Here is a 24,486-nt window from a genome sequence, read left to right as displayed (position 1 = left end):
GCTGCGGGACGGACCGGGCGTCCGTTTTGTGTGTGCACAGCCTTCATCCGGTGTTGTGTTGGCCCTCGCCGGGTTCGGGGTATCGATGGCGCCATGGGAGTGCAAAGCCCGGCTCATCCACGGTGTGTGCGCGTCACCGGTTCCGACCCCGGGGGCACGATCGCCCCGTGCGCCAGCGATCTCCGCGTTTCGTCGCCCGATTCACCTTCGACCGCCGCGCGTGCGGGGACGTCCGTGCCGTGCGTGTGAGCCCGTGGGGCAGGTGCAGCCCGCTGGGAACGGGCGCGGCCGTGCTGGCCGCGGTCCTGGCAGTGTCGGGAACGGCGTTGTCCTCCGGGCCTCCGGCGACCGCGGGGGCACTGCCCCCGTCGGCGGCCCCCTTCCGACCGGGCACGGAGGCGGCCTCCGAGGAGATGTCGGTGTCGGTCCTGTCGTCGCGTCCGGACGCGGTGATGGGCGGCACTGCGCTGGTGCGGGTGGAGCCACCGGCCCCGGCCGACCCCGAGAACGTGCGCCTGAGCGCCGACGGCACCGATGTCACCGACCGGTTGCGGACGGTGGACTCGGGCGGGTCTCCGGCGTTGGAGGGTCTGCTCACCGGTCTGCCCGAGGGTGGGTCGGAGCTGGAGGCGCGACTGGACGAGCGGATCCCGGTGGCGGCGCTGGGCGGGGGGCGTTCGGCGTCGCTGACGGTGGTCAACCATCCGGCGCAGGGGCCGGTGGTGTCGGGGCCGCACCAGGAGCCGTTCCTGTGCGACACCGACGAGTTCATGCTCTCCGGTGGTAATGGGGAGACGCTGGGCCCGGCGCTGGACGAGGACTGCTCCGCCCGCACCGACGTGCGCCACGTCTACCGCGACACCGACGGGCAGTGGTCCCCGCTCCCGGACCCGGAGTCGGTCCCCTCGGACGCGGACACGGCCACGACGGCGACCGGGGCGCGGGTGCCGTTCGTGGTGCGGGTGGAGACGGGCACGGCCAACCGTTCGGTGTACGAGACGGCGGTACTGCACACCCCCGAGGAAGAGGACCCCGACCCTTGGACCCCGCCGCCGAGCTGGAACGGCCGCCTGGTGTACAAGTTCGGCGGAGGGTGCTCCGGCGGCTGGTACGTGCAGGGGCAGAACTCGGCGGGGGTGTTGGACGGCCCGATGCTGGAGCGCGGGTACGCGGTGGCCTCGGCATCGTTGAACGTGTTCGCGAACAACTGCAACGACCTGTTGGCTGCCGAGACGGTCTCGGCGGTGCACGAGCGGTTCGTGGAGTCGATGGGGGTGCCGCACTCCACGCTCGGATGGGGCGCCTCGGGCGGGGCGTACCAGGCACACCAGACCGCGGACAACTATCCGGGCCTGTTGGACGGCATCGTGGTCTCGCAGGCGTTCCCGGACGTGGGTTTCTCGGTGGTGCCGGCGGTGACCGACGCGCTGCTGCTGCGCGAGTACACACGCAGCCACGCGGGCGAGCTGGACCGGGTCGAGCAGCAGGCGGTGTCGGGGTTCCTGCAGCACGACGGCATCGAGCGCCTGGCGCGGGAAGCCGACCGGGTGGAACCGCGCGGGCAGTGCCGGGAGGATCTGCCGGAGGAAGAGCTCTACCATCCCGAACACAACCCGGGCGGGGCGCGCTGTGAAGTGTTCGCGGCCGTGGAGAACGTCTACGGCACCGACCCGGAGAGCGGCCTGCCGCGGCGCCCGTTGGACAACGTGGGGGTGCAGTACGGGTTGCACGCGCTCATGGAGGGTGTGATCGACGTGGACCAGTTCCTGCACCTGAACGAGCACATCGGCGGGCTGGACGCCGACGGTGCGGTCTCCGACGAGCGCTCCGCGGCCGACCCGGAGGGAACGGAGGCGGCCTACCGGTCGGGACGCCTGCTCAACGGCGGCGGGGGCCTGGCCGACATCCCGGTCGTGGACCACCGCTTCTACCAGGACGACGCGCCGGGCGGCGACCTGCACATGCGGTACCACTCGTTCTCGGTACGCGAGCGTCTGGAGCAGGCCAACGGCACCGCCGACAACCACGTGATGCTGGCCGAGCACCAGGACCGTTCCCCGGAGGGGTTCGTGTCCACGTCGCCGCTGGCGATGCGCTCGCTCGAGGAGCTGGACGACTGGGTGAGCGGGATGCAGGAGCAAGAGGCCCGGAATCCGGGTTGGGAGACCGTCGATGCGATGCGTGCCTCGCGGCCGGACTTCCTGCAGGACTCGTGCTGGATCGGCACCGGCGAGGACGCCGAGCGGGTGGTGGGCGAGCAGCTGCCGTTGCCTGCCGGCCAGGGCGACCGGTGCGCGGACGCCTTCCCTGTGCACACCTCGCCGCGCATCGAGGCGGGCGGGCCGCTGGCCTCGGACGTGGTGGCGTGCACGCTGGAGCCCTTCGACGCGGCGCGCCACCCGGCGGACTTCACCGAGGAGCAGGCGGAGCGGGCCGAGGAGGTCTTCGCCGAGGGAGTGTGCGACTGGGACTCCCCCGGGCGCGGGCAGCAGGGACTGGACGGGACCTGGCAGCGGTTCTGACCCGGTCGGGCTCCCCGGTGCGGCCCCGACGGCAGCCGACGCGGGGTCAGGCGGGCTTGTGCCACGCCAGGGCGAGCGAGACGGGGTGGCCGCGGAAGCGTTCCCACTTGGGTTTGGCCGCCACCCACGTGTCGTCGACGATGCCCTCGACCATGTCGGCGAGCTGCCATCCGGCTGACAGGGCCGCCCGCACGTGGTCGCTGACGAGGTGGACGTGGGTCGAGATGGCCACGTCCTCCCCGGACGCGTCGGTGTAGTGGGTGGGCATGCCCGAGAGCATCGCGAAGTGGGGGTGGTATGCGGCGAGCAGGAACCGCCCGCCGGGGCGGGCCAGGCGGGCGGCCTCGGCGTACAGGGGTGCGGTGTCGGGCATGTGCTCGTCGATGAGGGAGGCGGCCACGAGATCGTAGGCTCCGCTGCCCAGGCCGCTGCTGCGCACGTCGGCGCGGGCGAGGGTGTCGTGGGCGCCGCGTCCGCGGGCCTGCTCGAGCATGCCTTCGCTGAGGTCGACCCCGTCGATGTGTACGGCGCCGCGGGAGCGCAGCCAAGCGCCGGTGCGTCCGGTTCCGCAGCCCAGGTCCGCGGCGCGGGTCCCGTCGGGCACGCCCGGGTCCAGACGGTCGAGCAGCGCCAGGTCCATGGCGTCCAGGACAGTGCCGTCGTAGGTGGCGGCCCAGCCGTCGTAACCGGTGGCCACGTCGACGGTGCGGTAGTTGCGGGTGTCGAAGGTCGCGAAGTCGGGCATGCGCGCAGTATGCCCGGCCGGGCCGAGCCCGCGCGAACGGTTTCCCGCCCCGGGAGCGCGTCCCGGGGCGGGTCGGGCCTCAGTGGTCGCCGTGGTCCTCGTCGTCTTCGCCGCCGCGCCCGTCGCCGTGGTCGGCCATCGCCTCGACCGGCACGGTGAGCTCGAGCTCGGCGCCGGAATCGAAGGTGAGATCAGCGGTGAACTCGTCGCCCTCGGTGAATGTGTCGGTGATGTCCATGACCATCACGTGGTACCCGCCGGAGGTGAGCTCGACGTGTTCGCCGGCCGGGACCGGGATCTCCTCGACCTCCTCCATCCGCGGGGAGCCCTCGTCGCTCTCCTTGGTGGTGTGGAGTTCGGCGGTCTCCGAGGCGCTGGTGGCGATCCCGGTGAGGGCGTCCTCCTCCCTCTCGGTGTTGTCGATCTCGAGGTAGAGCGCGCCGACCTCGGGGTTGGCCGGTTCTGGCATCCAGGCCCCGGACACGGTCAGGTCGTCGGCGTGGGCATGGCCGCGCTCGGGTTCCTGGGCGTCGGCGCCCTCCTGCTGTGGTGTGGTGGTCGAGCAGGCTGCGGCCAGGGCCAGGACCCCGGCTGCGGTCAGGAGGTTGCGGGCGGTGGTGTGATCGGTCATGGCTGTTCCCTCCGGGGTCACAGGTGGTCGAGGAGCGGGTGGGGCCGGCCGGGGTCGGCGGCGGGGACGGCGAACAGGGCGCTGCCCTCGTGGCGGATGTAGTCGTTGAGCGCGTCGCCGCCCTCGTCGAGCGCCTGTTGGAGTGCGGTGAACCCGCTGCGCGGGTCGGCCTGCCAGGCGGTGAAGAGCATCCCGGCGCGGTGGTGCCCTCCGGCGTCCCGTCCCAGGTCGTAGGCGAACCCGCGGCGTACGGTACGGGCGCCNNNNGAGCCGTATGTGGGCATCGGCGGGCACGACGGGTGTGCCGTCGTCGTGGCGGGCCGCCAGGTCGGGCAGATCGTGCTCGTGGTCGCCTCCCAGGGGCGCCCCGTCGTAGAGGCGGCGCCCGATGACGGCCTCGCGCTCGCCGGTGGTTCGGGAGAACCAGGTGTCGAGCAGCATGCGGATGCGGCGGACGACGACGTAGGTTCCCTCGTCCATCCAGGCCAGGTCCGGCTCGGTGTGGACCGCCCGGACCTGCTGGTCGAACAGGGCCTCGCCGGGATCGGGGTTGACCGTACCGTCGATGTGGCCCATGGGATTGCGCGGTGTGGCGGCGGGGTCGGCGGCGGCCGCCGCCGTGCGCCGGAAGCCGGGCAGGGCCCAGCGCACCCGCACGTGGTCGCCGGCCGCACTCAGTAGGTGCCGCACGGCGGCCCCGGCCACGACCGGGTCCTCGGCACCCACGTGGAGCATGAGTTCGCCACCGCACTGGTCGGGGTCGAGGTCGTCGGCGGCGAAGGAGGGCAGCTCCTCCAGTTCCCCGGGCCTGTGCTGCTGGAGCCCGGTGCGCTCCAGCAGGCGGGCGCCGATACCGACGGTGACGCCGAGAGAGGCGGGGTGCAGGCCCTGGGCGGGCGAGCCCTCCGGCAGGGCCGCGGTGCCGTCCTCGTGCAGGGCGGGCACGTGCTCGTCCCAGGCCAGCAGGGTCTCGCGGGCCGCGCGTCGCACCTGCCCGGTGTCCTCACCGTCCAGGTCGAGGGCGAGCACGTGCACGTGGGCGGGTGTGGGTTCGGCCAGGGCCGGGGGACGCCCGTCCGCGGTGCTCGCGCGGGCGCGGGAAGGCGCGAGCGCGGCCTCCTCCTCGCCGGTTCGGGCACGGTCGGCGACCGTGTGTCCGGCCAGGCCTCCCGCGGCGAGCCCGGCCAGGCCGCCGGCTCCGAGCCCGGTGAGCAGGCCCCGCCGGGTGGGTGCGGGGCTCACAGGAGGTCCTCGGCGAGGTCGGGCAGGAGCTCGGCGATGTCCTCGGAGCCGGTGCCGTCGTCGATGAACCCGGCGGCCTCTCCGTCGGGGGTGAGCACGGCGACGCGTTCACCGTGGGAGACGAGGTAGTCCNCGGCGCCTGCCTCTACGGTGGCGCCGGCGTCGCCGCGTACGCCCTGGAAGTCGGGGTCGAAGCGCTCCAGCCAGGTGCCGAGCTGCTCGTCGGTGTCCCGGGCGGGGTCGGTGGTGACCATGACCACGTCGTAGAGGTCGCCGGTCTCGGCCTCGGCCTCCTCCAGGGCGAGGTTGATCTCGGCCATGGTCATGGGGCACACGTCGGGGCAGCTCGTGTAGCCGAAGTAGAGCAGAGTGAGGCGGTCGTCGGCGAGGTCGGTGAAGGTCCAGTCGTGGCCGTCGACGGTCTCCAGTTCCACGGCCGAGGCGGGCATGGGCTGGTCGGACAGGTCGAGGTAGTGATCGGCCTCGGCGGCGGTGGAGCAGGCGGTCAGGCCGATCAGGGCGAGCGCGGCCAGGGGCGCGGCGGTGCGCGTGGGCATGGTTCTCCTCGTGCGGGCCCGGTCGTGCCGGGCGGTGGACGCGGTGGCTCGGTGGCCGCCGGGCAGCGCAGAGGTCACCCGTGCGGTGCGGGTGCGGGCTGCTCAGGCGGCGGTGGCCACGTCCGGCGGTCCGCGCACGAGACGGGACCACCCCACGTGGGGGCGGCGCGGACGGTCGACCGTGCGGGGAGCCCGTACGGCACCGGTGCGGGAGCGTTCGGGTACCGGGGCGGCCAGGAGCAGCAGCGCCGGCAGAGGGGGCACATGCCGTGCCATCAGGCGCAGGAACGCGGCCAGGGCCTGCTCGCCGCGGTGCAGCCACCAGGCGCTGACCACAGCGGCGGCCCCGTGCAGGGCGAACATGGTGCCGGCCGGCAGGTCGGTGTGGGTGAGCGCGTCGGCGGTGTGGGTGTGTGCCCCGCCCAGGCTCTGGCTCCAGCTGAGGATGACGTGCAGCGCGAGCTGGCCCCACGCCGTCCACGCGATGAGGGAACCCAGGCCGTGGCGTTGCCCGGCCGCGGCCCACGACGTGACCAGAACCACGAGCATGCCCAGGGCCAGTCCGGGGAACGGAACGTCGTGCCCCGAGCTCAGAGCGTGTCCGTGCGCGGACAGGTTGGCGCACACCAGGGTGAAGACCCCGGCGCGCAGCAGGCGGCACGGGCGGCTCTCGGGCATCTCCCCGTATGCTCTCACCGGCACGGACGCACCCCGCACCGGGGTGGTCGGGGGACCGCGGCAGGGCGTGCGTCCAACCGGCACGGGTGCGGCGTTCCCGGCGGTGCGGGCCTCGTGGACACCCGCACAGCGCCGCCTTAGCGTGTGGGTATGCGCAAACCCCTGCCGCTCCTGCTGGCTGTTCCCCTGGCGTTGGCCCTCGGCGCCTGCGAGGGGAACGGGCCGGCCCCGATCGTGGAGGAGCCCACCGCCTCCGCGACCGAGGAGGAGCCGTCCCCGACCGAGCCCCCTCCGGACGATCCGGAGGACCCGGAGGAGCCCGGTCCGCCCGAGCCCCCGGACGAGGAGCCCTCCCCCCAGAGCACCGCCGACTTCGGTGAGCCGCTCGGTTTCACCCACTCGGTCGGCCCGGGCGGCGGGGACGAGGACGGCGGCGACGGCAGCGGGGACGAGGAGGAGAGCGACGACGAGGACGATGAGGACGACGCCGAGGTGGTCTACACGGTCGACGGTGTGGAGCGCCCGTGGGCCTCGCGCGTGGACTTCACTGTGACCGTGCACGTACCCGACCTCGGACGCACGTTCTCGTTGGCGGAGATGGAGGTCGTGTGCGAGGCGGGGCCGGAGATCCCGATCGCGCAGACCGAGGAGCCCCTGTTCGAGGTCCCGGAGGGAACCCACAGTTCCCGTATGTGGTGCGAGATCCCCGAGGACGCCGACCGGGTGCGCATCGTGGTGATGAACGGCGACGACGAGGCGGCCTTCGGCGGCGAGCTCTGAGCCTCCGCCTCCACCCGGCCCCTCACACCCGCACGACGGCGAAGGACTCCCCCGGGACACCGAAGCGGGTTCCGGAGATCCGCGGTTGGCCGTTGGCGGCCAGTAGCTCGACGGGGGCCGCGTCCAGTTCGATCTCGGCCGGGCCCTCCCCCAGATTGCACAGCACCCGCAGCCGCCCGCGTTCGAGCACGAGGGTGCGCCCGGCGTGTGCGGCCCTGACCCGGAAACGGTCCAGGCGCGGGTCGGACAGCTCCGGTTCGGCCCGGCGCAGCGCGATCAGCGAGCGGTAGGTCTCCAGCACGAGCGCGTGTTCGCCGCTGTCGCGTTCGCTCCGGTCCAGGACGGCGCTGTCGCGCGTGGCGGGGTCCAGGGGGTCGGGTACGTCCTCTGCCCGCCATCCCAGGGCGGCGAACTCGCGCCGGCGCCCCTGTCGTACCCCTTCGGCCAGGTCGGGGTCGGAGAAGGAGGCGAAGAACGGCCACGGGGTGCGCGCGGCCCACTCCTCACCCATGAAGATCATCGGGGTGTAGGGCGAGCACAGCACGAGCGCGGCACCGACCTCGAGCCGCCCGGCTGAAACGTGCTCGGCCATGCGGTCGCCCCGGGCCCGGTTGCCGATCTGGTCGTGGGTACTCAGGTAGGCGAGGAACCGGTGTCCTGGGACGCGGGCGGTGTCGACGGGGGCGCCGTGGGTGCGGCCGCGGAAGCTGGAGTAGGTGCCTGCGTGCCAGAACACCCGGGTCAGGGTCGTGGGTAGGGCGCCGGGGTCGGCGAAGTCCGCGTAGTACCCGTGGTTCTCGCCGGTCAGTGCCGTGTGCAGGGCGTGGTGGAGGTCGTCGGACCACTGGGCGTCCATGCCGAGCCCGCCGGCCTCGCGCGGCAGCACGGTGGCCGGGTCGTTGCGGTCGGACTCGGCGATGAGGGTCAGGGGCCGGTTGAGGTGGGTGGCCAGCACCTCGACCTCGGCGGACAGTTCCTGGAGCAGCGGGGTCGCGCGGTTCTCGCGCAGGGCGTGCACGGCGTCCAGGCGCAGCCCGTCCAGGTGGTAGTGGTCCAGCCAACCCAGCGCGCAGTCGAGGGCGTAGCGGCGCACGTGGTCGGAGTCGGGCCCGTCGAGGTTGAGCGAAGGGCCCCAGTCGTTCTCACCGAAGAAGTAGGGGCCGAAGCGGGGCAGGTGGGCACCGGAGGGCCCCAGGTGATTGAGGACCGCGTCGAGCAGGACGGCCAGCCCGTGGGCGTGGGCGGCATCGACGAAGGCCTTGAGGGCGTCGGGGCCGCCGTAGGGTTCGTGTACCGCCGACCACAGGACCCCGTCGTAGCCCCACCCGTGGGTGCCGTCAAAGGCATTGAGAGGCATGAGTTGGACGTGGGTCGCACCGAGCTCGGCCAGTTCGCTCAGGTGGCCGATGGCGGAGGTCAGGGTGCCCTCGGCGGTGAAGGTGCCGACGTGGAGTTCGTAGACGACGCCGCCGGGCAGGGGCCGGCCGGTCCAGTGGCCGTCGGACCAGCCGTGGGTCCCGTGGTCCAGGACCCGGGAGGGCCCGTGCACGCCGTGGGGCTGGTGGCGCGAGCGCGGATCGGGCAGCGGCTCGGGGCCGTCGTCGAGCAGGTAGGCGTAGTCGCTGCCGTGCCCGGCCCCGGGCACTCGGGTGTGCCACCAGCCTCCGGTGCCGCGTTCCATGGGGTGGTCGGCGCCCCCGGTACGCACACGCACGGTGTGGGCCCGCGGCGCCCAGACGGCGAAGTCGCCGTGCACGCCGAGCCCGTCGGACGAAGGCTTGCTCGGTTCCAGCTGGTCGTTCACGGGCGGTGACCTACCCCGGAGCGGCTGCCGCGACGCCCGCGGTTCAGTGCTCGGCGGGGCGCGGCCTGTAGGTGTTGACCCGTACCGAGGCGGTGACGGTGACCGGGTCGGGCAGGGCGGCGACCCGGTCGGTGAGCTCGGCGGCTCTCATGTGGCGGGCGCTGGGCCCCATGCCGACGACGGTGGCGGCGTCGGCGTGGTCGAGCTGCAGTGTGAAGCGCAGAGGGGCGCTCATCTGCGGGGTGAAGTGGCCGTGCAGGCCACGGGAGAGGCGTTCGTCCTTGCGCGGGTCGACCTCGAGCAGGCCGAGCGGGCCGCGGAGTTCGCCCAGGTGGTCGGTGTCGGGGGTGACCACGACGAGCAGCCCGTCGGGGCGCAGGACGCGGTGGAACTCGCCGCTCTCGCGGGGTGCGAACACGTTGATCAGGGCGTCGGCGGTCCCGGTGCGCAGCGGCAGGCCGCGCCAGGTGTCGGCGGTGGCAGCACCGGCGCGCGGGTGGACCTTGGCGGCCTTGCGGGCGGCGAACTTGGACACGTCGGTGGTGAGCCCGTGGGCGTGGGGCAGGGCCTCGAGCACGAGGGCGAGGTAGTGGCCGGTGCCGCCGCCCGCGTCGAGGACCAGGGGTTGTTCGGACAGCCCGGGCACATCGAGCGCGCGGGCCAGGGCGTGGCCGATGGGATCGTAGTGGCCGTGCTGCTGGAACCGCAGGCGGTCGGCGACCATCTCCTTGGTGTCGCCGCTGCCGGGCGGGGTGGCGCCGGTCAGCACGGACGCGTATCCCTCGCGGGCGAGGTCGAAGGTGTGGCCTCCGGGGCAGGACAGTGCGCGGACGCCGAGGGTGAGACCGGCGCGGCACACGGGGCAGGCCAGGGCCTCGAGCACAGNGCCTATCGGCTGCCCGGCGTGCAGCCGCTGCCCTGCCCTGGGCCGAGTCAGCCCCTGACCAGGACAGCGACGGGGTAGCGCCCGAGCAGGTCGCCCAGACGGGGCTGCGTGGCCCCGTCGGCGTGGGTGGGCGGTACGGGCTCGCCGGTGAGGCGGTCGGTCCAGGGGCCAGGGGGCAGGGGCAGGACGGTCCGGCCCCAGCCCCCGGTACGTTCCAGGGTCAGCGGCAGGCGGGTGCCGACCACGGCCAGGTCGGGGGTGTGCGCTCCTGGTGAGCTGCGTGCGAAGGCCAGGACGTGGCGGGCTGTGGGCCCCTCGGCGTACAGGGGTGTGTAGCCGCGGGGGTCGAGGACGCGGCGCGTGTGCAGGCAGGTGCGCACCAGGTGGAGTTTGGCCGCTCCGGTGGTGTCGACCGGGGGCAGCCACCCGGCCTCGAGGCGGTCCAGGAGTTCGGTGCGGGTGCGGTGGTCGACGGGGCGGCGGTTGTCCGGGTCGACCAGGGACAGGTCCCAGAGTTCGGTGCCCTGGTAGAGGTCGGGCACCCCCGGGCCGAGGAGCTGGAGGGCCTTCTGGGTGAGAGAGTTGCTCCACCCGGGGCCGCGCACGCGCTCGACGAAGGCCTCGACGTCCTGGCGCAGGCCGGTGAGCACGGCGGGCCCCCACTCGCGCACGGCCTGTTCGAAGGCGTGGTCGGGTTCGGTCCAGGAGGTGCCGATCCGGGCCTCGCGGGCGGCCTTGAGCAGGTGCTCGGTCAAGCGGTCCTCCCCGATGGGCCAGGCGCCGACGAGGGTCTGCCAGCCCAGCAGGTCGAGGGAGGGTTCGGGCAGCGGGTGGGCGGCCGACCAGCGGCGCACGGCGTCGGTGAAGTCGGCGGAGGCCTCGGACAGCACGGCCAGGCGGGCGCGCACGTCCTCGGAACGTTTGGTGTCGTGCGTGGACAGCGCGGTCATCGTGTGGGGGTGGCGGGCCTCCCGGCGGGCGGCGGCCGTGTGGAACTCCTCGGGGCTCACCGAGAACCGTGCCGGGTCGCCCCCGACCTCGTTGAGCGCGATGAAGCGGGTGGCGCGGTAGAAGGCGGTGTTCTCCGTGCCCATGGCCACGACCATGCCGGAGGTCTGTTGGATGCGGCGGGCGGCCTCCCCTTCGGGGTCGCTGCGTACGTGCTGGTCGAGGGCGGCCAGAGCGGGGGCCAGGTCGGGGCGGCGTTCCCCGGCCAGGTCGACGGCGCGGACCCACTCGCCCAGCCCCTCGGGCAGATAGGTCCGGTAGACGGCGAAGGCGGCGAGGAGTTCGGCGACCGCCTCCTCCGAGTGCGGGGACACCAGGGCGGCGATACGGCGCATCTCGGTGCGCAACATGGTGGTGGCGGCGTGCAGGCGGGCGGTGTGGTCGGTGTCCTCGACGTCGACCGGCACCCCTTCACCGGTGGCCAGGGCGGTCAGGTCGGCTTCGCCCGCGGGGTCGACGAGCACCCCGGTGTGCTCGCGCAGCGCGTCGTAGCCGGTGGTTCCGGCCACGGGCCAGCTCTGGGGCAGGTCCTCACCGGGGGCGAGAATTTTCTCGACCACGAGCCAGCCGGGGAATCGTGCAGTGAGTCGGCGCAGGTACGAGCCGGGGTCGCTGAGGCCGTCGACGTGGTCCACGCGCAGCCCGTCGAGCTGGCCGCGTTCGGCCCAGCGCAGGATCTCGGCGTGGGAGGCCTCGAAGACCGCCGGGTCCTCCACACGTACGGCCGCCAGGTCGTCGACGTCGAAGAAGCGCCGGTAGGTGAGTTCGCTGTCGCCGCGCCTCCAGGAGACCAGGCGGTAGTGCTGGCGCCGGTGCACGGTCTCGGCGTCCTCGCCGGGTTCGAAGGTCCCGGGCGCCAAGGGATAGCGCTTCTCGTGATAGGCCAGGCACCCGTCGGCGATGGTGAGGGCCTCGTCCGCGTCCTCACCCAGCACGGGGACGAGCAGCGGCACCGACAGGTCGACGTCGAAGCATCGTGCGTAGGGCGAGTCCGGGCCCAGGCGCAGCAGGTCCCACCACCAGGGGTTGGCGTCGGGGCGGGCCACGGACATGTGGTTGGGCACGATGTCGGTGACCACGTGCAGGCCGCGGGCGTGGGCCTGTTCTGCGAGCTCCTCGCGGGCCTCGTCGCCGCCCAGGACCGGTGCGACCTGCGTGGGGTCGGCCACGTCGTAGCCGTGCTGGGAGCCGGGAGCGGCGGTCAGGACCGGTGACAGGTAGAGAGCGCCCACGCCGAGCCGGTCGAGTTGGTCCAGCAGGCCGGCGGCGTCCTCGAGAGTGAGCCCGGGGCCCAGTTGAAGACGGTAGGTTGACGTCGGCGCGGAGGCCGTGCGGTGGTTGTGGGCGCTCATCACGACCAGGGCCGTGCCCGCGCGTTCGGCGTGTCATGCACACACACCGGGCCCCCTGTGAGCTCCATGCCACACGGGGGCGTCTTGGGGGTGTGGGGGCGCTGATGATTGAATTCTCGACGGTGTTCCGTCACCTGCAAGGACACCTCACCGACGAAGGGGATAGAAGCAGTCGTGCTCCCGTCCAAGAAGCGCTCGCGCGCGCACAGGCGCGGCGTCCACCAGGGTGCGGCCGCGGCCGCACTGGCAGGGCTGCTGCTGGCGACCACCGCCTGCGGCAGCGACAACGCCGTGCCCGAGGGCGCGGCCCCGGAGGTCCCCGACGACCTGGAGTGCTTCTCCGGGAACCTGGCCGGTTCGGGTTCCAGCGCCCAGGAGAACGCCATGGCGACCTGGATCGCCGGCTACCAGGCCGCTTGCGAGAACGCGCAGATCTATTACGACTCCATCGGATCCGGCGGCGGCCGGAGCCAGTTCATCGACGGTTCGGTGACCTTCTCCGGCACCGACACGCCGATGGAACCCGAGGAGAACGAGGAAGCCCTGGAGCGGTGTGACGGGTCCGACACCGTGAACCTGCCCGCCTACATCGTGGCGGTCGGCGTGGTCTTCAACATCGACGGTGTGGACGACCTCAACCTGCGTCCCGACACGATCGCGAAGATCTTCGACCAGGAGATCACCCACTGGGACGACCCGGAGATCGTCGCGGACAACCCGGACGCGGACCTGCCGAACCTCGAGATCACCCAGGTCAGCCGCGCGGACGAGTCCGGGACCACGGAGAACTTCACCCACTACCTCTCGGAGGCGGCCCCGGACGCGTGGCCCCACGAGCCCGACGGCCAGTGGCCGGGTGAGCCGGCGGAGTCCGCCCAGGGCAACAGCGGTGTGGCCGACACGGTCTCGCGCGCCGACGGTTCCATCGGCTACCTGGAGATGTCGCACCTGCACGGCCTCGACACTGCCTCGATCGGGGTCGGCGACGAGTTCGTCGACATCAGTCCCGAGGGCGCGGCCCAGGTGGTCGGCGACTCCCCGCGCCGCGAGGACAACGTCAACGAGTACGACCTGGGTCTGGAGCTGGACTACGGCACGACCGAGGAGGGCGCCTACCCGATCGTGCTGGTCAGCTACGAGACGGCCTGCCTGGAGTACCCCGACCAGCAGGAGGCCGAGCAGGTCAAGGCGTTCCTGGAGTACGTGGTGAGCCCGGAGGGCCAGCAGGAGGCCTCCGAGGAGACCGACTCCTCCCCGATCAACGACGCGCTGCGTGAGGACCTGATGGAGTCGATCGGGGCGATCAGCGGCCAGAGCTGATCGCTGCGGCGGCCCCGGACGGGGACTGCGTGAGCAAGGGGGCGTGCCCGGCGGGCACGCCCCCTTCTGTGTGTCCGTGGTTCCGTCACCGGCCGCCCGGGTCGCGGCCGTCGGTGCGTCCTCCCCCGTGGGCCTCGCGGATGCGCTGCCAGCACTCCCCGATCCAGGTGCCGAGCCGGCGCAGGAACGGGGTGCGGCGCGGGGGTCCGTGCTCGTCCGGGCCGGCGCCGCCCTCCTCCTCGGGCGGGTCGTGGTCGAGCCCGCCGGGGCCTCCGTCGTCGGCTTGCCCGAACCCGTCGAACGGATCGCGGGCCTCCTGGTCGCGGCCGCTGTTCTCGGTCCGGGTCTCGGGCGAGCGGCGCGGCAGCGGCGGGACGGCGCGGTACAGCGACAGGTCGGTGAGGGTCTCCTCCCCCGCGTGGATGCGGTAACGCCCGTGCAGGGCGGAGACGACCTCGCCGACGTCCTCGCCCTCCTCGCGCACGCGCAGAGCGCGTGCCAGCGCGCGGGTGCGCCACAGGCGCACGCCGGGGCCGGCGGTGGCGGTGGTGGCGGGGAAGAGTTCGGTGAGCCCGGCGCGGGAGCGTTCGGCACCGGCGAGCAGGCGGGAGAGCGCGACCTGGCCCATACCCCAGGCGACGGGGACCTCCAGCAGGAACGGTGCGGGAAAGGCGGTGCGCGGGGTGGCCGAGGCGAAGGCGATCCGGGGTTCGCGCAGGTAGTTGGCCTGGATGAGGCGGAGCCCGAGGCCGAGCTCGTCGAGTTCGCGGTCCTCGGCGGTGAGGCTCTCCCAGTCGGCGACGAGCGTGATGAGCAGGTCGGTCTCGGCGCTGTCCAGGAGCCGGTCCACGCATCCGCGCACCAGGTCGTAGGGGGCACCGGCGATGTCGACGACGGCGTGCACGAGGGGGACGCGGCGCCGCTCGTCGGGCACACGTTCGCGGTAGGTGTGCGGGTGAGGCATGAGTTCGGCCAGGACCTTGGTGCGGAAGCGCTCGGAGGGCAGGCGGGTGCGGAAGGTCTCTCCGGGGCCGGTGTGCCAGGCGGTGGCGGCGCGTTCGGGGAGCATGACGGCGCCGGCCTGCCAGAGGCGGTAGGCGAACTCGGTGTCCTGCCCCAGGTCGAGTTCGGGGTCCACTCCCCCTGCGATCTCGTACAGGCCGCGGCGCAGGCCCGCGGCAGCACCGACGTAGGCGTGGAAGCCCAGGTGGTCGGTCTCGCGCAGGTCGTCGGTCTCGGCCAGGCGGCGTTCGACCCAGGCGTGGTGGCGGCCGTCGTCGAGGGTGCGGTGCAGGGTTCCGGAGCGCAGGAGGCCGCTCAGGGTGTCGGGGTCCTCGGGGGTGTGGCCGGCGAAGCGGACGCGGCCCAGGGTGACGCACTCGGGGTGGACGTGGTGCCAGCGGGCCTGGGCCTCGACCAAGCGCGGGTCGGCGATCATGTCGGCGTCCATCCACAACAGGATCTCGCCGGTGCTGGCGTGGGCCCCGTAGGCGCGGGCGTACCCGGCCCCGTGGCCGCCGTCGGGGATGCGCACCAGGCGGGTGTTCGCGGGCCTGGTGTGGGGCAGGCGCAGCGCCGGGACGGAGTGGTCGTCGACCACGACGGCCTCGATGAGGTCGTCGGGGTAGGTCTGGGCGGCCAGGGAGGCCAGGGCGAGATCGAGGCGGTGCTGACCTCCGTGGGCGGGCAGCACGACGCTGACCGGCAGGCGTGGTGTCCAGCTCCCGAGGGCGGGTGGAGTCAAAGTTCCCCAGTCGTTGCCGAGCACGCGAGTGGTGACCCGTTCGACCCGCCCGCGACGGGAGACCCCGTCGACTTGAGACCCTACGTACTTATTGAGTGACACAGAGTAACTATAGCCGCCTTCGCCCGGACCGGACGGTGACGCACGGCCAGGTGTGGCGCGGAGTCGCCCGGCGCCGACCGGAACGACACCGTGGCCCTCAGCTCGACACCCGGCGGGACCAAGGGTGCGGCGGCCAGGGCACCGTCGGCAGGTGATGAGATGAGTCACCCTCCCCCGCCCCGCCTCGGGGGCGTTCCGGGCGGCGGTCAGCGGCGACACAGCAGCGCAGCCCCGGTACGGCCCCGACCGGAGCCGGAACGGCAGCGGAGCTGTGGCGGTGAACAGGGCGGTTGACCATTGCTCTGGCAGTGAGTCGAGCGCGGTCACCTCGGGTAGCCGGGCCCCGAAGGCCCTCTGGTGGTCGGCCGAACACACCGGAGGACCGGAGACCACGCGCCTCGCACACACCGGAAAGGTTGCAGCCATGGCGAAGATTCTCTGCGTCCTGTTCAACGACCCCGTCGACGGTCAGCCGCGCCGTTACGCGCGCGAGGACATTCCCACCATCGACCGGTACCCCGACGGCCAGAGCGCCCCGGACCCCAGCGCGATCGACTTCACCCCCGGTGAGTTGCTCGGCAGCGTATCCGGCGAACTGGGACTGCGCCGGTTCCTGGAGGAGAACGGCCACACGCTCGTGGTCACCTCGGACAAGGACGGGCCCGACTCCGAGTTCGAGCGCGAGCTCCCCGACGCCGACGTCGTGATCTCCCAGCCCTTCTGGCCCGCGTACCTGTCCGCCGAACGCCTCGAGAAGGCGGAGCGGCTCCAACTCGCCATCACGGCGGGTATCGGTTCGGACCACGTGGACCTCGACGCCGCCGGGGAGAAGGGCGTCACCGTCGCCGAGATCACCTATTCCAACAGCATCAGCGTCGCCGAACACGCGGTCATGCAGATCCTCTCCCTCGTCCGCAACTACATCCCCTCGCACCGGTGGGTCACCGACGAGGCGGGGTGGAACATCGCCGACGCGACCCAGCGCGCCTACGACCTGGAAGGGATGTCGGTCGGCGTGATCGCGGCAGGCCGTATCGGGCTGGCTGTACTGCGCCGGCTGCAGCCCTTCGACCTCGACCTGCACTACACCGACCCCGAGCGCCTTCCCCGCGAGGTCGAGGAGGAGCTCGGCCTGACCTACCAGCCCGACGCCGAGTCACTGGCCACCAGCGTCGACGTGGTGTCGATCCACGCGCCGCTGCACGCGGGTACCGAAGGGTTGTTCGACGAGGAGCTGATCGGCCGCATGAAGCGCGGCGCTTACATCGTCAACACCGCCCGTGCCCGGATCTGCGACCGGGACGCCGTCGTGCACGCATTGGAGAGCGGGCAGCTCGGCGGGTACGCGGGGGACGTGTGGTACCCTCAGCCGCCGGAGCCCGACCACCCGTGGCGTTCCATGCCCCACCAGGGGATGACACCCCACGTGTCCGGCGCCACGCTCGCGGCGCAGGCACGTTACGCGGCCGGCACCCGGGAGATCCTGGAGAAGTGGCTGGACGGTGAGCCGATCCGCGACGAGTACCTCATCCTCGAATCCGGCAAGCTCGCCGACGCCTACGGTTCCGGTGGGGCCAAGGCCTGATCCAGGTCCGTCACCCGGCACGGCGAGGGGCGCGCTGCACGGTGTGCAGCGCGCCCCGAGTTCCCGTTCGGCCGTACGGTCCGGCGCTCAACCGCCGGCGCCGGAGCCCTCGCGCAGCATGCGCACGCCGAGGTAGACCACCCCGACGACGAGGCCGATCATGACGACCCACACGAGCAGGCCGATGATCACCGACAAAAGCCAGAAGAGGGCGATGACGGCGGCCACACCCGCGCCGACCTTCAGCAGTACTCGTCCCATACAGGGAAGAATACGCGCCCCTGGCCGGATGTGGACACCCCCGGTCAACCCACGCGTACGGCCGTGGTGAAGACCCCGTCCCAGTAGTCGGCCAGGTCGACCTCCTCCAACGGCTTGGAGGGGTTGGAGCCGTGGATCATCTGCCCGTTGCCGGAGTAGATGCCCACGTGGCTGGGTGCGGAGGCATCGTAGAAGAAGAGCAGGTCGCCGGGCTCGACCTCGTCGCGCGAGACCTGGGTCCCGGCGTTGACCTGGTCGAAGGTGGTGCGCGGCAGGTCCACGCCCGCCTGCGACCAGGCGGCCTGGGTCAGGCCGGAGCAATCGAAGCCGTCCGGCCCGGTGCCGCCCCACACGTAGGGCTTGCCGATCTGGTCGCGGGCGAAGTCCAGGACCGCCTGCACCTCACCGGAGGCGGCCGCTTCGGCGCCACCGCCCCCGCCGCCTGCGGGCGAGTCCGAGGCCGTCGGGTCCACGCCACCCAGGCTCTCCAGCACCTCGGCCTGCTCCTCGAGGGCCTCCTCGCCCTGCTCGAAGGAGGTCTCGGCCTCCTGCAGGGACTCGGCCGCGCGGTCCTCGGCCTCGGTCGCCTGGGCGAGCAGGCGCTCGGAACGGTCGACCTCGTCGATGTAGTCCGAGAGCACCGCCTCCTGGCCCACGGACAGGAAGTCGAGGTCGGCGATGGTCTGCAGCGCGTTGTCGGGCGAGCCGTCGAAGAGTACGCCGGGCAGGCTGTGCGTGGAGCCGGTGTAGGCGCTCTGCGCGATGGCCGAGACCTGGCCCGACATCTCTTCCAGGGCCTCCTCGGCATCCTCCACGCGTTCCTCGAGGTCGGCCACCTCGGCCTCTGCGACCTCGTGGTCCTCCTGCGCACGGTTGTAGGCCTCGTTGAGCGTGGAGAGCTCCTCCTGGAGCTGCTCGTAGCGCTCCCGGGCCTCTTCCTCGGTCTGGTCGGCCAGGGCGACCCCGGAGGAGAGCAGGACCGAACCCAGGGCCAGGGCTCCGATGGTGGCGAAACGGCGGCTCGCGCGGGAACCGGTCTCGGGGTTGCGAGTCAAGGGACCGCTGCCTTTCTCCCACATCCGTTTACCGGCGCAGGGCATCCCGAAGGCACGCCTGGCGACAGGCGTGACAGGGATGTGCGGGAGGGGGTCCCGACGGCGGCGCACGGGAAGAAGGGCCGCGAACGATCGGACTGCTGCGCCGGCCTCTGCTCCTGGGAAAAGACGAACACTGAGCAGAGTGCAACGGCGAACCGGACGTTGCTCCCCTGGTGGGAACAAAAGGTGGCGAACCGGCTCACGGGAACCCTAAGCGACCCCTCGGACCGGACGCGACTCGTTCGTGACCTTGCACTGAACCGGCATTGAACTGGGGCGATGTGGGACGCGGGCCGTCAGGGGGCGCAACCTCCCGCGTTCCGGGGGCTGTACGCGCGCCCGTCTCCGACCAAATCCGCACCAAACACCGCGTCGATGGTGAGGCGACTCACTCCGGAAACGGGAAGGGGCGGCCGCACGGAACCGTCACGACCGCCCTGACCGGGGTCGGAGACCTCACACGTGGCGGCTCACAGGTGGCGGGCCCACCAGTCCAGGATCGCCTCGAACCGGGCGATGCGGTGGCTGGGCAGCCCCGATCGGGAGAGCTCGTGCCCCTCCCCCGGGAAGAGCAGGAACTCGGTGTCCTCACGACGGCGCCGCAGCCGCAGGTAGAGCCGCTGGGCCTGCTCGACGGGGCAGCGCCAGTCCTGCTCCGAATGGATGATGAGCGTCGGGATATCGATGCGGTCGGCGTGCGCGAGCGGGCTCTGACGGTCCCATTCCTCGGGCGGACCGTAGAGCGGGCGCGGAAAGAGCGAGCCGATGTCGGAGGATCCCTCGAAGCTGTCGATGGAGTGCACGCCCCGTTCGGGAATGGCTCCGCGGAACCGGTCGCCGTGGTGGGCAGCCATCCACGTGGTCATGTAACCGCCGTGCGAGCCGCCCATGACCCCGACGCGGGCGGCGTCCAGGCGTTCGTCCTCCAGCGCGGTGTCGAGGAAGGCCAGCAGGTCGGTTGCGCTGACCTCCCCGACGTTGCCGATGATGGCCCGTGCGTGTGCCATCCCGTACCCGGAGGAGCCGCGCGGGTTGCACAGCACGACCGCGTAGCCGGCCTCGACCAGGACCTGGGTCTCGTCGAAGTACTGGTGTCCGTAAGGGGCGAAGGGGCCGCCGTGGATCATCAGGACCACCGGGTGCGGCCCCTCCCCGCGCGGGGCCGCGATCCACCCGTGGACCTCGTGGCCGTCGGGGGCGCGGGCGGTGAGCTCGGTGACGGGGTGGGAGTCAAGTTCCATGAAGGAGGTCAGCGGGACGGAGCCCTCGGGTCCCACACGCACGAGTTCGCCGCTGCTGCGGCCGTCGGCGACCACGGCGACGGTGACACCCGCACGGTGGTCGAAGGACTGGGTCTGGACGGGCCCGCCCACGAGGGTCTCGGGCGCACCGCCGTCGAGGGGCACCCGGAGCAGCTGCACGGCACCGCGGCGGTCGGCGAGCAGAAGCACGGCGTCGTCGAGTACGTGCAGATGCCGGAGGACGTGGGGACCGTCCTCCTCGTCGGTCAGGCGCACCGGACCGGAACCGCCGTCGAAGGGCACGCGCCACAGGCCGTTGGTGCGGCCGACGAAGTCGCGGTGCTGCTCACCGAGTTGGTAGCCGGTCAGGAAGGCCTGAGTGCCGTCGGGCGCGGGGAAGGCGGCTCCGGCGGTGATGCGGCCGCGGGTGAGGCGGCGCGGGCGGGCGCCTTCCTCCGCGGCACACGCCCACACGTCCTCGACCAGGTCGGTGTCGGCGCTCTCGTGCAGGGCGGCGGTGAACAGGACCTCGGTCCCGTCGGAGCTCCACGCGGGTGATTCGTGGTCGGCGCGGTCGGTGGTGAGGCGGACGGGGGTGCCGGGCTCGCCGTCGGGGTCGAGGGGCGCGGTGACGAACACGTGCTGGGGGTGGTCGGTGCGGAACCCGAGCCCGTCCAGGCGGTACTTGAGGGTGGTGATACGGCGGGGCGGCTCCTTGCCCGGTTCGGTGCCGGCGGTGTATCGGTCTTCGTCCGGCACTCGGGCGGTGTGCGCCAGGCGGGTGGAGTCGGGGCTCCAGACCGGGTCGGACGCGCCGAGGGGGTGGTCGGTGACCTTCCAGGGTTCGCCGCCGTCGACGGGCAATACGTGGATCTGGGGGCGGTCGTCGGTGTCGGGGCGCAGGAAGGCGATCCAGTGTCCGTCGGGTGAGTGGACCGGTGCGGAGTCGTTCTCGCCGCGGGTGAGGACCCGGGCCTGGTGGGAACCGTCGGTGGGCACGGCCCACAGGCCGCCGCAGTAGGTGTCCTTGTCGAGGTCGGGGCGGGTGAGGGCGAAGACCGCGCGGGTACCGTCGGGCGACAGTGTGGGCGCGCCGATGCTGTGCAGGCGGGTGAGGTCGGCAGGTTTCATGGTGGTCGGCCGTCGCCGGCGGTGTGCCGGCGGCCTCCTCCTTCGGTGTGCTGGGGCGCGTCAGCCTATCGACGCGCGGGACCGGGGCGCCACGGAATTCGCGCGGTCATCGTCGGGCCCGGGGTGAACGAAGGTCGGTCTCGAGCTGGGAGCACACCCAGCGGCCCCGGTGGGTGACTGCGCGGAAGGCGAAGACCCGGCGGCGGCAACGGCATCCGACCACGGCGCTGGCCTCGACCTGGTGAGGCACGGGACTCTGGTGGAAGACCCGGTTCAGGCGCGGGGCGGTGCAGCAGGCCAGGCCGCTGCGCAGGGTGCGCAGTTGTTCGCGCACGGGCACCGTGAGCGCCGGGCTGAGCGACTCGGGGGTGCGCTGCCCCACGAGGACCTCGGCGATCTGCTGCGCGAGCCGGCAAACGCCGGGCGGCGTGCGGTGGCCGCGCAGGCACGCCCTCCCAGCACGGCCGCCGGGGCGCGGGTCGGCCGAGGCATCCGGGGGGCACGGGTCGGCGTGCCCGGGACGACCGGTCGGGGCGGTGGATCGCTGGGAGGTCGAACGGGCGGGGGCCGTGGCGGGTTCGGGGGCCTTGGGCCGCTCGGTCCCGTTGGGCTGGGCGTGGCTCTCGGTACGGCGGGAGAGGTGGGTCATGACCGGTCCCTTTCCGGTGGGGGTAACGCCTCCACCCGTACACAGAGCATCCCGGCGGGCAGGTTGGTCACCTGGCATGCCAGGTTTTTTCATCACGACGTCACCGGGGTGGGCCGGGCCGGGCCCGCACACGGGGCGGGGAACCGGCATACTGCGAGGCGTGACACACGCGTACCTCTCCGCCCCCGTCCCCGTGGCTCTGGCGCACCGGGGCGGGTGGCTCACCGACGACCGGGGCGAGCGCAGCACCGAGCTGGAGAACACCGCGACGGCGTTCCAGCACGCGGTCGACCTCGGCTACACGTACCTGGAGACCGACGTGCACGCCACCTCGGACGGCGTGCTCATGGCCTTCCACGACGCGACCCTGGACCGCACCACCGACCGGACCGGCGCGATCGGCGACCTGCCCCACCGCGATGTGTCCCGGGCCCTGGTGGCGGGGCGCGAACCGGTCCCGCTCATGGAGGACCTGCTCGGGTCATGGCCGCACGCGCGGTTCAACATCGACCTCAAGGCCGACGCGGCCGTGGAGCCGCTGGTCGAGGCCCTGCGCCGCACCGGCGCCTGGGACCGCGTGTGCCTGGGATCCTTCGACCAGGCCCGTCTGGAGCGCATCCGCCGCCTGGTCGGCCCGCGGGTGGCGACCTCCTGCGGCCCCCTGGACGTGGTGCGGCTCCGGCTGGGTTCGCTGAGTCCGTTCCTGTCGCGCCTGACCCCGCGAGTTCCGGCGTGCGCACAGATCCCGCTGCGCCACGGTTCTTTTCCGGTGCTCAGCCGCGATGTGATCCGCACCGCCCACCGGGCCGGCATGCAGGTGCACGTGTGGACCGTCAACGAACCCGAGGTGATGGAACGTCTGCTCGACGCAGGAGTGGACGGCATCGTCTCGGACAACACCGCAGCCCTGCGCGAACTGCTCATCAGGCGCGGTCAGTGGCCCGCGTCGTCCGGCCCCGACCAGGACCCGTTCCAGAGAGGTTGACCCCCCGTATGTCCTCCGCTCCCCCCGACGGCGAGGTCGGCAACACCCCGTCGCCGGACCCGGCACAGCGGCGGCGCGAACAGCGCGGCTGGTACGTCTACGACTGGGCCAACCAGGTCTTCATCACTTCGGTGGTCACGGTCCTGATCGGCCCCTACCTGTCGGGGCTGGCTTGTGATGCGGCGGGTGCGCCGGACGGCGAGGCCTGCCTGGACCCCACGGTGCGCATCCATCCCCTCGGGGTCGACTGGATCAGCCTGCACCCGAATGCGCTGCACCCGACCCTGACCACGGGCGTGGTCCTGATCCTGGTGGTACTGCTGCCGCTGGTGGGCGCGCTGGCCGACCACACCCGCCACAAGAAGCGCTGGCTGTTCTTGCTGGCCGCGGGCGGGTCCGTGGCGGTCAGTTCGCTCTACCTGACCGACGACTACCGCATCACGTCGTTGCTGTTCGTCGTCGGCAACGTCTGTTACGGGCTCTCGATCGTGGTCTTCAACGCGTTCCTTCCCGAGATCGCCACCTCGGAGGAACGCAACCGGGTGTCGGTGACGGGCTGGTCACTGGCCTACCTGGGCGGGGCGGTCCTGCTCACGTTCCACCTGGCGCTGGTGACCTTCGCGCCGGACATCGGGATCGGTGATGACGAGGCGGTACGGATCGCGTTCGCCTCGGTCGGTGTGTGGTGGCTCGGTTTCTCGGTTCTGGGCATCCGTCCCCTGCGCAACCGGTACGGAAAGCTGGCGCTGCAGTCGGGGCGGCCGAAGGTGGGCGCCTCCATCAAGCAGTTCGCGCGCACCCTGCGCGACATGCGCCATTACCCGAACACACTGTTGTTCCTGGTGGCGTTCATCTTCTTCAACGACGGGATCCAGGCGGCGATCTACTTCGCGGGCAACTTCGCCACGCAGGACCTCGGGCTGTCGCTGACGGTGCTCAGCGGAACGATCCTCATGATCCAGTTCGTCGCGTTCGCGGGCGCTCTGCTGATGGGGCGCATCTCCAGGGCCGCGGGCACCAAGAACACGGTGCTGGTGAGTCTGATGATCTGGTGTGCGCTGGTCACGGCCGCGTACTTCCTGCCACCGGGCGAGCCGCTGCTGTTCGTGCTGCTGGGCCTGGGCATCGGCACGGTGCTGGGCGGAACCCAGTCGTTGGCGCGGGCGCTGTACTCGCTGCTCATCCCGCGCGGGCGCGAGGCGGAGTACTTCAGCCTGTACCAGCTGGCGGACCGGGGCTCGACGCTGCTGGGCTCGGCCACGGTCGCGCTGGTGGTGAACCTGACCGGCGGGTACCGGACAGCGATCTTCTCGCTACTGGTCTTCTTCGTCATCGGGGCGGTCCTGCTGTGGCGCACCAACCTGAAGGCGGGGATCGAGGCTGTCGGCAACACGGTGCCGCGCCACCTGTGAGCCCCACGGCTCCCGGAGGCCCCCGCGGCCACCCGCCGCGTGCCCCCGTGAGGGCCCAGGGCATGCGGTGCCCGCCTGTGGAGGCCTCGGGTGCACCTGGTCTGTGAAACAGGAACCCCCGGGAACCCGCGAGGAAGTACCGGACCGACCAGCTCTCGAGCCGGTCGGAATCCCCCGCCTCCAGGGTCTGGGAGGAAGTCAGACTGGGGTGCGCGAGGAACGAGCCGTCCGGGGAGGGTGTCGAGGGTGTTGGTGCTGCACGGGGTGTGGGACGGCGACGCGCTCGCCGTCTGGGGCGAGGCCGAGAGCCCGGCCACCGTGGCGCGGAATGCACCCACCGGGACCCACCCGTTCGCGCTCACGACGGGCGTACTCCGTGCGGCGCTGTCGGGCGCGGGTGTGCGCGGCCGTCCCGGGGAGCTCACCGTGACGCTGCCGGGCGACCCCACCGGGCCGGTGCACTCGGTGCTCGCTCCGCGTGACACGGGACCGGCCGGGGCACACCCGTGGACGGTTCCGGCCGTACACCTCTCCCCCACCGAGGCGGCCGGGTTCCTACGCGCCCCGGCCCCGGAAGGCACCGCGCACGGACCGGGACTGCGGCACCTGCGCGCGGTCCTGGACTTCGCCGAGCACCTGGTGGGAACCGGGTGTGTACTGCCCGACCTGGTGGGCCGCCCGCCCCGCGCTCGTTGGCGCCCGGCCCCGGTCGAGCAGGCCGAACGCCACCTGTCGGCCCTGACCGCGGCACTGC

Annotated in this window: 18 protein-coding genes and 2 pseudogenes; 7 read left to right on the top strand and 13 right to left on the bottom strand. The window is 72.4% G+C overall.

All coding sequences use genetic code 11. From position 1 onward, the window contains the following. The first annotated feature begins 167 nt into the window (after positions 1–167). Entirely contained in the window at positions 168–2,522 is a 2,355-nt protein-coding gene (locus D474_RS0122900; RefSeq protein ID WP_017615813.1) for a DUF6351 family protein, read from the top strand. 46 nt (positions 2,523–2,568) lie between these two features. Here D474_RS0122900 and D474_RS0122895 read toward each other — a convergent pair whose 3' ends face one another. From D474_RS0122895 to D474_RS0122875, 5 genes and pseudogenes are all read right to left on the bottom strand, one after another. Continuing rightward, positions 2,569–3,267, bottom strand: a complete 699-nt coding sequence (locus tag D474_RS0122895; protein ID WP_017615812.1) for a class I SAM-dependent DNA methyltransferase — start codon at positions 3,265–3,267, stop codon at positions 2,569–2,571. A 79-nt stretch (positions 3,268–3,346) separates the two neighbouring features. Continuing rightward, positions 3,347–3,898 carry a copper chaperone PCu(A)C gene (locus D474_RS0122890; RefSeq protein WP_026118724.1) on the bottom strand — a complete coding sequence of 184 codons (552 nt, stop codon included), beginning with the start codon at positions 3,896–3,898 and terminating at the stop codon, positions 3,347–3,349. 17 nt (positions 3,899–3,915) lie between these two features. After that, positions 3,916–5,140, bottom strand: a pseudogene (locus D474_RS29745) (Dyp-type peroxidase). Further along, entirely contained in the window at positions 5,137–5,697 is a 561-nt protein-coding gene (locus tag D474_RS0122880; protein ID WP_017615811.1) for an SCO family protein, read from the bottom strand. The pseudogene D474_RS29745 and the gene D474_RS0122880 overlap by 4 nt, the downstream one beginning before the upstream one ends. Before the next feature lie 102 nt (positions 5,698–5,799). Beyond that, the gene (locus D474_RS0122875) at positions 5,800–6,399 is read right to left on the bottom strand and encodes a hypothetical protein (RefSeq protein WP_338045299.1); all 600 of its coding nucleotides are present in this window, start codon (positions 6,397–6,399) and stop codon (positions 5,800–5,802) included. A 126-nt stretch (positions 6,400–6,525) separates the two neighbouring features. Here D474_RS0122875 and D474_RS0122870 point away from each other — a divergent pair, with 126 nt between their 5' ends. Continuing rightward, positions 6,526–7,155, top strand: a complete 630-nt coding sequence (locus D474_RS0122870; protein WP_017615809.1) for a hypothetical protein — start codon at positions 6,526–6,528, stop codon at positions 7,153–7,155. A gap of 22 nt (positions 7,156–7,177) precedes the next feature. Here the strand turns inward: D474_RS0122870 and treZ are convergent, their stop codons facing one another. From treZ to treY, 3 genes are all read right to left on the bottom strand, one after another. Further along, entirely contained in the window at positions 7,178–8,959 is a 1,782-nt protein-coding gene (gene treZ / locus D474_RS0122865) for a malto-oligosyltrehalose trehalohydrolase (protein WP_017615808.1), read from the bottom strand. A 43-nt stretch (positions 8,960–9,002) separates the two neighbouring features. Next, positions 9,003–9,842, bottom strand: coding sequence for a putative RNA methyltransferase (locus D474_RS0122860; protein ID WP_017615807.1), 840 nt, complete (start codon positions 9,840–9,842; stop codon positions 9,003–9,005). A gap of 50 nt (positions 9,843–9,892) precedes the next feature. Beyond that, positions 9,893–12,205 (bottom strand): malto-oligosyltrehalose synthase, encoded by a 2,313-nt coding sequence (treY, locus tag D474_RS0122855; RefSeq protein WP_017615806.1) that lies wholly within the window; start codon positions 12,203–12,205, stop codon positions 9,893–9,895. A 174-nt stretch (positions 12,206–12,379) separates the two neighbouring features. Between treY and pstS the strand changes: the two genes are divergently transcribed. Then, complete coding sequence (gene pstS / locus D474_RS0122850) at positions 12,380–13,525, top strand: phosphate ABC transporter substrate-binding protein PstS (protein ID WP_017615805.1); 1,146 nt, start codon at positions 12,380–12,382, stop codon at positions 13,523–13,525. Between the two features lie 85 nt (positions 13,526–13,610). Here pstS and D474_RS29740 read toward each other — a convergent pair whose 3' ends face one another. After that, the gene (locus D474_RS29740; protein ID WP_239647156.1) at positions 13,611–15,371 is read right to left on the bottom strand and encodes a glycosyltransferase family 2 protein; all 1,761 of its coding nucleotides are present in this window, start codon (positions 15,369–15,371) and stop codon (positions 13,611–13,613) included. Between the two features lie 424 nt (positions 15,372–15,795). Here D474_RS29740 and D474_RS0122840 point away from each other — a divergent pair, with 424 nt between their 5' ends. Then, positions 15,796–16,956 carry an NAD-dependent formate dehydrogenase gene (locus D474_RS0122840; protein ID WP_017615804.1) on the top strand — a complete coding sequence of 387 codons (1,161 nt, stop codon included), beginning with the start codon at positions 15,796–15,798 and terminating at the stop codon, positions 16,954–16,956. Between the two features lie 87 nt (positions 16,957–17,043). Here the strand turns inward: D474_RS0122840 and D474_RS32855 are convergent, their stop codons facing one another. From D474_RS32855 to D474_RS33645, 4 genes are all read right to left on the bottom strand, one after another. Next, positions 17,044–17,217: a hypothetical protein gene (locus tag D474_RS32855; protein ID WP_026118721.1), complete on the bottom strand. Its 174-nt coding sequence runs from the start codon at positions 17,215–17,217 to the stop codon at positions 17,044–17,046. Between the two features lie 44 nt (positions 17,218–17,261). Next, positions 17,262–18,296 (bottom strand): C40 family peptidase, encoded by a 1,035-nt coding sequence (locus tag D474_RS0122830; protein WP_017615802.1) that lies wholly within the window; start codon positions 18,294–18,296, stop codon positions 17,262–17,264. Positions 18,297–18,784: 488 nt separating this feature from the next. Continuing rightward, positions 18,785–20,686 carry a S9 family peptidase gene (locus tag D474_RS0122825; protein WP_017615801.1) on the bottom strand — a complete coding sequence of 634 codons (1,902 nt, stop codon included), beginning with the start codon at positions 20,684–20,686 and terminating at the stop codon, positions 18,785–18,787. Between the two features lie 106 nt (positions 20,687–20,792). Then, complete coding sequence (locus tag D474_RS33645) at positions 20,793–21,335, bottom strand: Rv3235 family protein (RefSeq protein WP_017615800.1); 543 nt, start codon at positions 21,333–21,335, stop codon at positions 20,793–20,795. 160 nt (positions 21,336–21,495) lie between these two features. Here D474_RS33645 and D474_RS0122815 point away from each other — a divergent pair, with 160 nt between their 5' ends. From D474_RS0122815 to D474_RS29730, 3 genes and pseudogenes are all read left to right on the top strand, one after another. Then, positions 21,496–22,320, top strand: coding sequence for a glycerophosphodiester phosphodiesterase (locus D474_RS0122815; RefSeq protein WP_017615799.1), 825 nt, complete (start codon positions 21,496–21,498; stop codon positions 22,318–22,320). A gap of 8 nt (positions 22,321–22,328) precedes the next feature. Next, positions 22,329–23,732, top strand: coding sequence for an MFS transporter (locus D474_RS0122810; RefSeq protein WP_017615798.1), 1,404 nt, complete (start codon positions 22,329–22,331; stop codon positions 23,730–23,732). 237 nt (positions 23,733–23,969) lie between these two features. After that, positions 23,970–24,486, top strand: a pseudogene (locus tag D474_RS29730) (ATP-dependent helicase); the annotation flags it as partial.

It is taken from the genome of Nocardiopsis salina YIM 90010, from assembly GCF_000341025.1.
GTDB lineage: Bacteria > Actinomycetota > Actinomycetes > Streptosporangiales > Streptosporangiaceae > Nocardiopsis > Nocardiopsis salina.
This window is presented reverse-complemented; position numbering and strand designations above follow the sequence as displayed.